Raw genomic sequence first — 13,373 nt, forward strand, 5'->3', positions numbered from 1 at the left:
CCGTAAGAGCAGGACTATTTAATCGAGTCTTTAGTCAGGTTTTTTGAATAGAGCCTATGGAGTTTAGGCGACGTGCGTGGCCTGGCCAGCAACTATATACCAAGTAATAAACAAGCTACTCACAAACCCACCTAAGTAAGCTCTGCCTGTCCATTGATAACACGCGGTGGTGATACACGCGACGATTAGCAATAGTGGTACAAACTGCAATGCGACAATAGTCATCAGTGCTTCATTTATTAATAATGCGCCGGTTGCAAAGAGTGAAGTGTATTGGATGACGAGCAACCCAGGAAAACCCAGTGCACAAATGATGCTATTGATTCCACACGCTTTCATGAGGTTATTGTCATTGTTGCGAAGTAACCCTGCGAAGTTGGCAGATAACAGCAAAAAGAAAATTGCAAACACCGGCCAATAAACAAAAATCATTTTGAGTTGTGCTAATGATGGTGGCTTTAACGCAACAACCCAATATCGGAAGTCGACCAAGAAAATACTCTGGATGATATGCGATAGTATGATTAGTAGGCCTACTACGATAATCGACAAGATTAATGTTTTCAAAATTTCCAAAGGCTTCATTGAAAGGCCAAAGTAGGTAAACGCGGAGCCAGAAATTTTAGCGGTAAACCACGTGAGGGCGCCTAAAATAATCGTGATTAACCCATTACCCAAGGCCCAGATAGCGATGCCGTTGGTGATGTTTTGCGGCCAAGTAGGACTTCCAGGGAAAATCACCGTGCCAATGTTGTAAAAGAGAAAATAGGTCGCCACAGGAATTAATGTAGCTAGCGTGGCATGAAGCGGCCACAATTTTTGTGGTTGAAAAGCTTCCGCATGCTTTATCAGTGATGTGCGAAATAGCGATGTATTTAGCAAAATCTTTGTGACTGGAAACAGCAATAGCACAATGCCGATAAATGCAATGAGGGTGCCTATCTCTTTCCATAAAAATGTATGGCTATCAGGAGCAATACCACTGGCGTTATCTAAGGTGAGGTCTAGCCATTCGACCGCATTCAAGATTGCCTCTGGCGAAATATGATCCCCAGGGTGAGTGGTCGCAGGTTGGTAGAGCTTTCGTGCGGTACCTTGGCTTATGTCGCCGTAGAGTTTTTCAGTTTCGACGGTTTCCTCTGTGCCGAAGAGTGTTTTAAGGTCTTCAGATTTTGCCATGTCTTGCGGCAGTGTTCGCCACATTAAGGGGGCGAACTCATCGTATGTACTAAACACGATAGCAATATTTTTGGGGTCCGTTGGTGAACCACGAAAATCACCGAAGGGCAATTTCGCTGTGCTTGAGCCGACCAAAACAATACTCCGATAGTCATTGGGTAGCATTAAAGTGGCGGCTCTGCTCGCCCAGCCTCCCATTGAATGGCCTTCTAAGCCAATACGTGTTTTATCGACAAAAGGTAAACTACGTAGATAGGTTAATCCGGTAGGTGCACCGAATCCGTTAGCAAACGTAGGTGCGTCGCTATAACCATGACCGCGTTGGTCAATGGCTAAAACGACGTACCCTCGCTTGGACAATTCAATTGCGAAACCGCTTTGGGTTTCGCGTGAATTGATATACCCGTGTGTAGCCAGTACTCCCGGAGCAGGATTCGCGTCGCTAGCTGATTTCGGTTTGTAAAGTAGGGCACTTAATTGACTGCCATCTTTTGCTTCAATCCGAATATCTGAAACTTTAACGGCGCCGCCACTAGTTTGTACATAGGCGGCGATTCCGCTACCAATAAATATTAGTGCGAACGCTAAGATCATTAGTTTTAGCTGTTTGTGTATGGCTTCTTTTCGCATTGTGCGTGTGTTTCTCGCATGGGTAATAAAAGACTAAAACTCGTATCGCGCTTCGATACCAAACCGCCTTGGTTGAGGTGCGACACCAAATGTGGATGCTAAGCTGGTAGTACGGATGCGTCCAACGTATTCGTCGTTTTCTGTTAGGTTTTTACCCCAAAGTGCGAGGCTAAAACTAGACTGAAGTGTCCAACTAATACGAGCATTTGTCTGCAAGTAGCTATCGGTTGCTACATAATCATTATTAAATACATCGAAGAACTGATCATCAACATAGTTGGTATCAATGTGGAATTCGATCAGATCGTTGCCTACTGGTATATCGTAATCGAAAGCCAAGCTGACATTGAAATCTGGTGCTTCAATAAGATCATTTCCTGAGATGTCTACCGCTGCAAACCCGGCGGCGGAATCGTTCGCGATGCCGTTGGTATACTCTCCTTGTAAGTAACCTAGGCCAGCCGTAAAGAGCAAGCTTTCACTGATTAGCGCTGTCAATTCAACTTCTAAACCGTACATCTCCGCGTCAATGTTAATAATCTCTGACTCGTTTGGCCCAGTGGCATTGAGTAGTTGCATATCATTGTAATCGCTGAAAAACAGCGCAGAATTGAGTCGAATACGATTACCGGCTAGTTGAGTTTTATAGCCTAATTCAAATGAATTGATGTACTCCGGGTCGGCCGTGCTTAAGCTGTTAGCACTGGTCAAGGCTGATCCATCAAATGTACTGCTTCGATAGCCGCGACTTAATTTACCGTAGATCAATGAGTCGCCCACCGTGGTGTACTCAAGCGCTATCTCGCCAGTGGGGGCGGAATCTCGATAGTCCATATCATTGGCAGGATCTTCAGGAACAAAGACAGTCGTATCGTTTAACACCGAAGAAAAATCAGTGAAATCGCCATTGTCTCTCGTCCAGCGCGCACCGAGGTTTAATGCCAAACTATCTGTCATCCGATAACGACCGTTGAAGTACGCAGCAATGGATTCACGGCGTTGATTATATTCGGTTGCGATATTGACGGTGCCGCCGCCTAATCGCGTTACCGTTGGTACGTAGGACTGCTCATCGAAATAGAAAACACCGGTAATAAAATCGAAGTTGCCTCCGAAATTCGATGTTAGACGAAATTCCTGTTGAATTTCATCAGACTCTGCGTAGAAATCGATATGCAACAAACTTGCTACATCCGCAGTGCCATCGGCGTCGACGGTGTTGTAGAAGGAGCCTTTGATTAGCGATGTGATAGACGTAAAGGTGAAATTATCTAAGTCTTTATTAAGTGTTAGGTAGGCGCCATCAGTTTCGACTTCGATATCACCAGAGCGGTCCCAACAGCCTTGCCAACTATCGTAGCTTTCGGCTGCGCAGTTGGCATGCCCTTCGCGAGGGTTGATACCATTGACGTTCACGCCGCCAGGAAGAAAGCCTTCTGAAATAATTCCTGCGGCTTTGGGGGTGCTTCTCGACGAAAATAGGCGCAGAACGCTATCCCATGTGTCTCCTTGATAGACAAACGATAAGCGCGCCGCATAGTTATCGATATTGCCAAGATCCTTGCCGCCAGGATAATTGTTCTCCCAAAATCCGTCGCTTTTAGAATAAGTAAACGCCAATCGCGTAGCGAGCTTATCTTCAATAAGAGGCGTTTCGAGCGCGCCATTGATGTGTTGATAACCATAATTGCCCGCTGAACCAGCGATATAGCCTCCTTGATCAAAACTAGGAACTCGAGTGATAAAGTGAATAGCACCACCTGTTGTGTTCTTGCCGAAGAGGGTTCCTTGTGGTCCACGTAGAGCTTCGATTCGTTCCACATCAAACATAAGAGGTCCACCAAAATAAGATGCAGCCAAGTTAACTTCGTCTACAACAATTCCAGTCGCCGATGATGTGTTTAGTGCAAAGTCGGTCGTTGCTGCTCCACGTAATGCGAATTTAGGTTGGTCTGGTAAACCAAAATACGACACGTTTACATTGGGCGCTAGCCGCGCAATGTCTGTGCCGTTCTCCATCTGCGCGTTCTGAACTGCTTCGCCGCCAATAACACTAACTGCAACTGCGACGTCTTGTAAGCTTTGCTCGCGTTTATTGGCGGTGACAATCACCTCGTCAATTTCCTGATTATCCTTTGCTGATACATTGATAGATAACAATGTGCTAAGGGACAGTAAAGTCCCTACTATTTTTGGTGCGTTCATGATGCCCCCATTATTATTTGAAAGATAAATTATTCATAGAGGTGACTTGGTGATGATTCAATTGTTATTTTTGGCGCTACCATACATGGAAAAATGAATCATATGAATAGCCAATTCTATTTCTCATCTCTTTCAATGTGTTGCGATCGACGTTTTATTAAGGTGGTGGGATAAGCTTATTGGTTGGGATGGGAGGTGGAGCGTTATAAGATGTTGTAATTAAAAGAATTAATAGATGATATTGAAGCTGGCGCAATAAAAAACATTACGTTTGTAATTATATGTTATTGCTGTGGCTGAAGGTGGCCATGATTTTCGGCTTTTCTACTAAATATAAGCGATTCATGGAATTAATATATTTGGTTTTATAATTGCAAAAGGCTGCTAAAAACTAAATTGAAAATTGATATTGATTTGATTGAAAAAATGTACAGAATGGAAAACTTTATTCATCGGCTTGTAATTTTCTATGTTTAATGATGTAAATCGAAACGAGGTGTTGGATGCCCTCGGTGGCGTCACTTTTGATGTGCTGGTTGTTGGTGCAGGTGTTAATGGTGCCGTGGCGGCTTCCGCACTGTCGCGTCAGGGGTTAAAAGTGGCGCTGATAGATCGTAATGATTTTGGAGCACAGTGTAGTTCAAATTCATCCGGCTTAGCTTGGGGAGGTATTAAGTATCTCGAATCGAATGAGTATCGACTTGTTAGGCGGCTGTGCAAAAGCCGTAATCGTTTGGTTGATAATTTCCCATCTCAGGTTAAAGAGGTTAGATTTTATACCAGTATACAAAAAAAATTTCGGTGGCCCTCCTGGTTCATATACTTAGGAAGTGTGTTGTACTGGTTAATGGGTTCTGGTTACACACGATTTCCGCGCTTACTCTTCAAAAGCAATATCGTAAAAGAGCAACCTATTGTTGATGCAGGAAAGGTGGTGGGAGGTGTTGAATACTCCGATTGCTACTTGCCAGATGGTGACGCCAGATTTGTATTTGGTTTCGTTAATAGTGCGGTAAATAACAATGCTGTGGTAGCTAACTATGTAGAGGCTTTGACGTCTAATAAGAATGAAGTCGCTGGGCTTTGGGAAACATCTATTCGCGATAGCCTTCTTAAGCGAACAGTGACCGTTCGCTCTCGCTTGTTGATTAATGCTTGTGGGCCTCAAGTTGATTTATTTAACAGCGTGCTTGGTTTGGAAACACAGTACAAGCACAAACTATCAAAAGGTGTGCACCTCATCGTTCCTCGTTTGCTTGAAGAAGAAAAAATACTTACTTTTTTTGCTAGCGATGGGCGTTTGTTTTTCATGATTCCTTTCGGGGGGAGAACCTGTATTGGCACAACTGATACTATCGTTGAGTCACCCGAAGTAAGAGTGTCAGAAGAAGACCGTGATTTTATTTTAAAAAATGCCAATGAGTTGCTTCAGCTTGAGCAGCCACTGACAAAAGATGACATTATATCCGAGCGCTGTGGTGTTCGACCCTTAGTCGTAAAGCAGGGCAGTGAGCAATCCGGTGACTGGTTCAAGTTATCTAGGAAGCATGAGATACATTCATGCGATAAAAAAAACTACGTGTGTATCTATGGCGGAAAATTAACGGATTGTATTAATGTTGGTGAAGAGATTCTGACGATCTGTATTGCACACGGATTGTTGAACGATGAAGGAATGGAAAAGTGGTACGGAGAGCCACCTAGAGAAGAACGCGACCGATTTTATCGTTTGGCTTCAAAGTCAGGGCTAAATGGAATTGAAAGGGATTCATCTGAGTCTATTGCGACACGTTGGTGGAGACTTTATGGAGAAAGGGCATTCGAGTTGTTACAGGCAGTGAACGAAAACCCCTACTTGATGCAGAGACCTTTGCCGGGCTGCCCTTACAGTCAATGCGAGTTTGTTTTGATGGCAAAATACGAGAGGATACAAAACTTAGAGGATTTGCTCCGCAGGCGAACAAATATAGAGTTAACGCAAGCCCAAAGCATCTTGCTTAGTCACCCGGCTATGCTGTCAATTTCTACGTTGGTATTTGGAGAGCAGGGGGCGACAAAGCTAGAAGAATATAGACATGGCTTGGTGAGTCGGGATACGAAATCGAAAGCACAAGCTAATCGGCGCATAGCAAAAAAAGTGGTGGGCTGTTGAAGGTCATAGAGCCTTTCTCATACTGGCTCTGTGCTAAAAGAATGGATCTTTGAAGAGGTTTTAGCACCTTGGCAGTCAGTCTATCGATATTGAGCTAATTCTGTCATGCGACTTGAGTCATCGCGAATATTAATAATAACAATGGAGGTGCTATGGCACACCTACTTGCTCTCGATCAGGGCACAACCTCATCCAGGGCTATTCTATTTGATTCAGAAAGCGATAGTTACGCAATAGCACAGGAAGAGTTCTCACAGTATTATCCGCAAGATGGTTGGGTGGAGCACGATCCCCGAGAGATCTGGGAAACGACTAGACGCTGTTGTGAGGAAGTTGTACTCGATGCGATGAAAGCTGGGCATTCGATTGCAGCAATAGGTATTACAAACCAACGGGAAACTACTATTCTCTGGGATCGTGCCACCGGTGAGCCAATTTACAATGCCATTGTGTGGCAAGACAGGCGTACTACAAGCTATTGTCAATCGTTAAAACAAAAGGGTTTGGAAGATGTTGTCAGAGCAAAAACAGGCCTGTTGTTAGATCCCTATTTTTCGGCAAGTAAAATTAGATGGTTACTCGATAACATCCCTGGGACAAGGGCTCGAGCGGAGAGAGGGGAGCTAGCGTTTGGAACAGTCGATACTTTTTTACTGTGGCGACTGACTTGCGGCGAGCAACACAAGACTGATGCAACTAACGCTAGTCGGACGGCTTTATTTAACATACATAACCAAGCGTGGGATGAGGAGTTGCTGGAACTATTCGATATCCCTCGTTCACTTCTACCTCAGGTATGTGATTCTGCGGATGATTTTGGTGTTACGACTTTGTTTGGCGAGTCGATTCCAATTAGATCTATGGTAGGAGATCAGCAAGCAGCGCTAGTGGGGCAGGCCTGTTTTGAGTCTGGTATGGCAAAGAGTACCTACGGTACCGGTTGCTTCTTAATCCTCAACACGGGTGCCCAAGCGCTAAGCTCAACGCACCAATTATTAACCACGGTTGGGTACCGTATCAATGGAGAGGTCACCTACGCGTTAGAGGGCAGCATTTTTGTGGCTGGTGCCGTTGTCCAGTGGTTGCGTGATGGTGTAGGTCTGATTGATTCGGCCAGTGAAACTGAATCCCGAGCGGAAAGTGTGAACGATGATCATGGCGTATATTTCGTTCCTGCTTTCACCGGTCTGGGTGCTCCTTATTGGGATCCTAATGCGCGGGGCGCAATCTTTGGTTTGGCAAGAGATACCGGAGTAAACGAAATTATAACTGCCGCTTTAGAGGCTGTCTGTTTTCAAACAAAAGATTTGCAGCGGGCGATGGAGGCAGATGGAGTAAGACCCACAAACCTACGCGTTGACGGTGGTATGGTTGCTAACAATTGGGTGTTGCAACGTCTTTCGGACATTCTTGGTGCTAAGGTTGATAGGCCAACCGTCATTGAGACTACGGCGTTGGGCGCTATGTATTTGGCTGGCTTGCAAGTTGGGGTCTTTAATGGCTTGGAGGATATTTCATCGCGATGGCGATGTGATAGGCAATTTTCTCCATGCTGGCGTAAGTTAAAGCGTGATGAACGATACGAGCTTTGGCTGGATAAGGTTCGTCGCGTCAGAACGGAATGAGCTGACCGCTATTAATCTTCCAGTTAAAACCAATGTTGATGTTTATCGCTGGTCGTTAGTTACTTGGCAAAATTTATTTCAAAAGCTTTTGGCGATAGTTCACGCGTCAAAGTGAGCAGAACTATACTAAGAGCAAGGTTAAGAGAATAAGGTTCTATAAGGATATTATTTTGCAAACGACATTGGTTTTTCAATTGTGCCTGGCGGCTTTGATTTTGTTTTTTACCCGCTTTGGGCATGCTGATGTTGATCCTCTTGAACTGTTCCCTAATGGTCGACACGCCGACCTTTTGCAAGTTGAGCATCTAGAGGTTATGCATACATCCGCGGATGTAACATTTGACAATATTCTTTCCTATCAAGCCGGTAAGAAATGGCAGGCTCCCACGTCGAATTCAATAAACAGCGTTGCCGTTGATCAGCATATTTGGGTGCGTTTCAATGTGGTGAACTACTCCCAAAGAAAGGGGGACTTTATTGCGGAACTACGTTGGCCTCTTATTGAACACGTTGTTATTGCAAAGCGAGAAGGCGATGAGTTTGGGGATAAAATCGAGGCCGGCCTGGATGTGCCGCTTGCGGCCAGTCAATTAAAGGATAAAAACGTATCGTTTGCATTCGAGCTAGAGGCGGGAGAAAGTGCGTGGATTTATTTACTCTATCCCAAACAGCGATTTGTTTTCTCCCCTGTTATGATTTGGCCGGAGCAGGAATACCACATCCATACTAATAATGTTTTGATATTCTTTAGCGTTATCGCGGGGATGATGCTTGTGATGAGCATATACAATTGCTCACTATTTATTTTTACTCAAGACAGAACCTATCTTTTTTACGTCAATGTAGTGCTGAGCTTACTCATCTACCTGCTAGCGGTTAGCGGCTATGGCCGTCTATATGTGTGGGGGGAGTCCGAATGGTTTAAAGAGAGCGGTCATGTGCTATTTACGGTATGGTCTTTCCTTTCTGCAACCTATTTCTTTCGATGGTTTCTCAAGTTATGGCATTACAAAAATTGGCTGCTGTATGGTAATAATATTTTGCTCGTCTGCTGGTCGATTGCGCTTGTGATGAGCGTAACGCCGTTCAGAGGATTGTCTTTTGCGTCTACGGCACCATTAGGCATAGCGACTATTTTGGCTGGCTTGGTTGGTTCTATTTATCTTTGGCTCAAAGGAGACCGGCAGGCCAAGTATTTCGTCATTTCGTGGTCGGGTGTCTGGTACAGCACCTTCATCGTAATCTGTGTGATGTTTGGGGCGATTTCCTATGCGCCTTATACGGACTTCCTGCAACCAGGGTCTTTTACCCTCGAGGTAATTCTGCTATCCATGGCGTTAGCCGATCGCATCAATAGTCAAAGGAAAGAAAAAGAAACAGCGCAGCAACTTGCTCTCAGCCGTCAACTTGAAATGATTGAGATGCAAGAACAAGCAAATAACGAGCTGGAAGAGAACGTTCGCAAGAGGACTCTCGAACTAGCCGCTGTGGCAGCCGATTTAGAAAGGGCTAACGAAGAGCTAGCAGCGGCTAATCGACTGGATGGCTTAACGCAAATCTATAATCGGGCGCACTTTGATTACATGGTCAAAAACGAAATGTGCCGCTCTAGTAGAAACGGGTCGCCCCTGTCCATGTTACTCATCGATATCGATCACTTTAAATCAATTAATGATAACTATGGCCATCTTGTGGGAGATAAATGTTTAAAGCTGGTGGCAAGTACCATCTCAAATACAGTTACGCGGGCGACGGATCTTGTAGCACGCTACGGCGGAGAAGAGTTCGCGGCAATATTGCCTGACACTCCGGAAAGCGCCGCTCGTGATATTGCTGAGCGCGTAAGAAAATCTGTTGAAGGCTTAGCATTCATATCAGAGGGAGAAAAAATTCCTCTCACAGTGAGTGTCGGTTACGCAGGTCGTGCAATGCCCCAAGGGATGTCTCCAGACAGGTTGATTAAGGCAGCTGACCAAGCTCTCTATGTGGCCAAGGAAAAGGGGCGAAATCGAGTTGAGATAGGAAGAATCGCGAGCTAACGGTTTGTCTGGCAGCTTACCTAGTGGTCCTGCGGAAACGGTTGTGCATTAGTAGCTTTTAGGTAGATCTATTCACAGTACTAATCTGTCTATTCGATTATTGACAGCCGATCCGGGTGATATATAATAATCCTTAAAAAATAGTTAGAGTGCTATGAATACAAATAATAAAACACCTAAGCTCTATATCTGGCAGAACTACGGACTTTTTCTTGGTACCACTTTTGTTCCTCTTTCCACCCACTCTGTAACTGCTGACCAACTACTGTTGGTAATAGAAGGCGAGATCATAAAGAAGAAAGAAAATGGTGAAGAGGTTGTTGTCCACAGTATTCTCATACGCGCCGGCGCAACCATTGATATGGCAACGGTTGATGCCAGTACCGCCGTTATTGCCATTTTTTATCTCGACCCACTTGGCTATGAATTTAGTCATTTGCAAGGGAAGATGACTAAGAGCACGAATGATTTTTATTACAATCACCCTGAAGAAAATGCGCTAATTGAAACCTGTTTGTGGTTGAGAGAGCAGAATTTAACGCCAGAAGAGGTAGAGCGTTACTTTAAAACCATGCTTGTGCCTGAAGGTGAGGCTCCCAGTGGTGAGAGTCAGTATGACCCCAGAATTATTAAAGTCATGCATTTGGTTAGGGACAACATAACAGAAAATAGGAGTGTTAAAGAGTTAGCTGACGCAGTGCATGTTTCTGAGTCTCGCTTGCGTAAACTCTTCAAGGAGCAAATTGGCGTACCTATTACTCGATATCGTCTCGGCTGCCGACTGATGACAGCTGTTATTTATGCTAGTGGTGGAGCGAGTATTACGGATGCGGCTATGGCTGCAGGTTTCGCAAGCACGGCACACTTTTCCACTTGCTTCAGGGCGGTTTTCGGTATTCACCCTTCTGCTATGCTATTAAAGCCGCCTTTCTTGGATGTGCGCATTGATAAATCTATTACCATCCCTGATCCTCACGATTGTGTCGAATCATCGGCTTAGGTCATTTGCCTAGCCTAGGCGAATAACGGACAACTATTCCTGCTGCTCTCTGTACCCCTTTGCTCGGGATGGGGAGTTTTCCGTCGTCTTGAAATCGGCTTTTCCTTAATCTTTACTCATTACAAAAAGTATCGATTCATGGAATTATTTTATTTCGCCTTACTTTATCTTTACCTGTGATTTGGTTAAATCAATTTGGTTACGTTTTCATAGAGTGACTCGTAGAGTCGATACTTTGGACTTGGAGCCTCGCCTAAATACTAGGGCGGGGCTTTTTTTGTTTAAGAGTGATAAACGACAATGGTATTGAAAAGATAGAACTCTAGATTCATGTGTCGTTTCTAAGTGTTTGTTGTCGTGGTAGGTCTAGTATTTTTATTATGACTTTGCTGTTGTCAGGGTAAGAGTGCTGATTTTATATGGCATTAATTGTTGTTTTTTGATTTGTTGTTCGCCTTTTTTATTCTGTTTGGTGAAAACAGTTATATGGATCGACTCACTTTGAGGTAAAACGTATGTATTTTATTGAGAAATAAATTTGCCATTATTAACGTTGCCGCCGGTCTCTAAAGGCCTATTTAAGTTAGATGTTTGAATTGCAAAAAATATTCAAAACTTGCAGTAAGGTTTGTTGGTGTTTTTTGTCTTTTCCTAGAATTTACGCTAAATAATCATAAAAACAGAGGTCTATTATGAATATAAATAAAACTCTAAAATTAGCTGCTACTTCCGCAGCTCTCGTTTCTGGTCTTGTACTTTCTGCTGGCGCTCTCGCGAGTGGTGGTGATTCTGGCGGTGGTGATTGCCGAGTAAGTGAAGTCCGTACTAGCGGCACTATCTACTTTGTTCCTAGCGGTAACGGGCCTTTTCCAATTTTAGGTTGGGGTAACGGTACAACTAACACTGTTAGTCAGTATGATGGTCTTTTAGAAGCGGCTGCTGAAGAGTGCGTAATTGTAGCGGCTGCTACGACTTCATCTTCTGGTAGTGGTCGTCAAATTGCCGACTCTGTTAACGCCGCGCGTAGTCGTTACCGCAGTATCGCAAATGATACCATTTGTACTTCTGGTCACTCACAAGGTGGTGGCGGTTCTATCAACGCTGGCGCTCGTTTAGGCTCTGCTGCGGATTGCGTTATCGCGCTTCAACCAGATACCGTATTTACTTCAAGTGTCAGCAGTAACTCTCTATCTCGTAGTACCAATCTGGTCTGTATCTTTGGTTCTAGCGATTCTATAGCGCCCGCTTACTCAAATGGTCCTAACTGCCGACGTGCAGCCACTGGTACATATGTTCAAGAAACTGTATCTGGTGGTCATACTCTGCCTTATTCTGGCACTGGCGGTGCTCTTGGTCGTGAAATGCGTGACTACATCAATCGTTGGATGAAGTAAATTTCCAACACAGGTTGATCGAAAACCTCGGCCCTGGCGGGTTGGGGTTTTTGTCGTCTGAGGTGCTGTTTAAAACAGTGGAAGAGCATAAGTAACCTACGTCTACTGTAGGGTGTTAAAAATGAAAGCATATTGTAGCAATTAGCTTATTAAAGTCTGAATGGACTTCTATTAATTTTAGGCTCCGCAAAGAGAGTAGTGAGAAGTGATATGAAGAAGAAAGTATGTGCTGTCGTCGTGAGGCTCGTTTACTTATCGATGGCGGCTTGTGTGCTGAATTTGCCGCTTATGGCAAATGTATTTGCCGATGAAACTGTAGACGCCGCGGGCCATGGATATACCACATTAGACGAACGGCATAGCTACGCCTACGGTGTTCATGTGGCAAAAATTTTTAAGGGGCAAGGTCTTGAGCTCGATGTATCGATAGTTGAAAAAGCTATGCGTACTGTGTTCGAGGATGGTGATATTTTAATGTCCGATGATGAGGTGGTGGCGACGATAGAAGCTTTTCGTGCAAAACATCAAGAGGCTGTAGCGGAAAAAAGAGCGGCTCGGGGCGTTCTTAACAAAAAAATCAGTGAAGTGTTTTTAGGCGAAAACGCCAAAAAAGATGGTGTGGTAGTTTTGGAAAGCGGATTGCAGTACAAAGTCATCAACAAAGGAACTGGCGACTTCAAGCCCCGCTACAATGATTATGTCTTCATACACTACCGAGGCACTTTCGTAGATGGTACAGAATTCGATAGCTCCTACAAAAAAAACGAACCCTGGGACGTTAGGGTGGGAAGCTTGATGCCGGGTTGGGTGGAAGCATTGCAAATGATGACTGAAGGGGCGGTATGGGAACTGTATATCCCCGCAGAACTTGCTTACGGTGAAGAAGGTGTCGATGATTTTATTGGTCCAAATCAAGCGCTCATCTTTAGGGTGGAATTATTAAAAATTGAAAAAAATGAGCCGCCTATTCCGGACGATGAAGACGTTGAGTAAGATTACTTTGCGAGCGGATAATGCCTACAGGGCTATAGCTATGTATTTTTGTTGGCAAGAACGCGACGGCAAACGCAGCAGCCTTTCCCGCTAGTTGTATAGCGACTGTCTGTAATAATAAAGACTGATCTACGGTATAAATTTTTAGTTCTTGAG

The 13,373-nt window shown here is 44.4% G+C and carries 8 protein-coding genes; 6 read left to right on the forward strand and 2 right to left on the reverse strand.

What is annotated here, in order from left to right; translation table 11 throughout:
- Positions 1-63: 63 nt before the first annotated feature.
- Together ACZ5NB_RS05265 and ACZ5NB_RS05270 are read right to left on the reverse strand one after the other, a co-directional pair.
- On the reverse strand, positions 64-1,809 hold the full coding sequence (locus ACZ5NB_RS05265) for an alpha/beta hydrolase family protein (protein WP_460237959.1): 1,746 nt from the start codon (positions 1,807-1,809) through the stop codon (positions 64-66).
- A 33-nt stretch (positions 1,810-1,842) separates the two neighbouring features.
- Positions 1,843-4,014, reverse strand: a complete 2,172-nt coding sequence (locus ACZ5NB_RS05270) for a TonB-dependent receptor (protein WP_460237957.1) — start codon at positions 4,012-4,014, stop codon at positions 1,843-1,845.
- A 469-nt stretch (positions 4,015-4,483) separates the two neighbouring features.
- On the opposite strand from ACZ5NB_RS05270, the gene ACZ5NB_RS05275 reads away from it, so the two are divergent.
- The 6 genes from ACZ5NB_RS05275 (at position 4,484) to ACZ5NB_RS05300 (ending at position 13,217) form a co-directional block, all read left to right on the forward strand.
- Positions 4,484-6,166, forward strand: coding sequence for an FAD-dependent oxidoreductase (locus tag ACZ5NB_RS05275; protein WP_460231962.1), 1,683 nt, complete (start codon positions 4,484-4,486; stop codon positions 6,164-6,166).
- A gap of 152 nt (positions 6,167-6,318) precedes the next feature.
- Positions 6,319-7,791: a glycerol kinase GlpK gene (gene glpK / locus ACZ5NB_RS05280; protein WP_460231963.1), complete on the forward strand. Its 1,473-nt coding sequence runs from the start codon at positions 6,319-6,321 to the stop codon at positions 7,789-7,791.
- Between the two features lie 170 nt (positions 7,792-7,961).
- Positions 7,962-9,830: a sensor domain-containing diguanylate cyclase gene (locus ACZ5NB_RS05285; protein ID WP_460231964.1), complete on the forward strand. Its 1,869-nt coding sequence runs from the start codon at positions 7,962-7,964 to the stop codon at positions 9,828-9,830.
- Positions 9,831-9,984: 154 nt separating this feature from the next.
- Positions 9,985-10,830, forward strand: a complete 846-nt coding sequence (locus ACZ5NB_RS05290) for a helix-turn-helix domain-containing protein (protein WP_464107857.1) — start codon at positions 9,985-9,987, stop codon at positions 10,828-10,830.
- 692 nt (positions 10,831-11,522) lie between these two features.
- Positions 11,523-12,224: a hypothetical protein gene (locus ACZ5NB_RS05295; RefSeq protein ID WP_460231966.1), complete on the forward strand. Its 702-nt coding sequence runs from the start codon at positions 11,523-11,525 to the stop codon at positions 12,222-12,224.
- Positions 12,225-12,434: 210 nt separating this feature from the next.
- Positions 12,435-13,217 (forward strand): FKBP-type peptidyl-prolyl cis-trans isomerase, encoded by a 783-nt coding sequence (locus ACZ5NB_RS05300; protein ID WP_460237953.1) that lies wholly within the window; start codon positions 12,435-12,437, stop codon positions 13,215-13,217.
- The last annotated feature ends 156 nt before the right edge of the window (positions 13,218-13,373 follow it).

Source organism: Aurantivibrio plasticivorans, assembly GCF_055392955.1.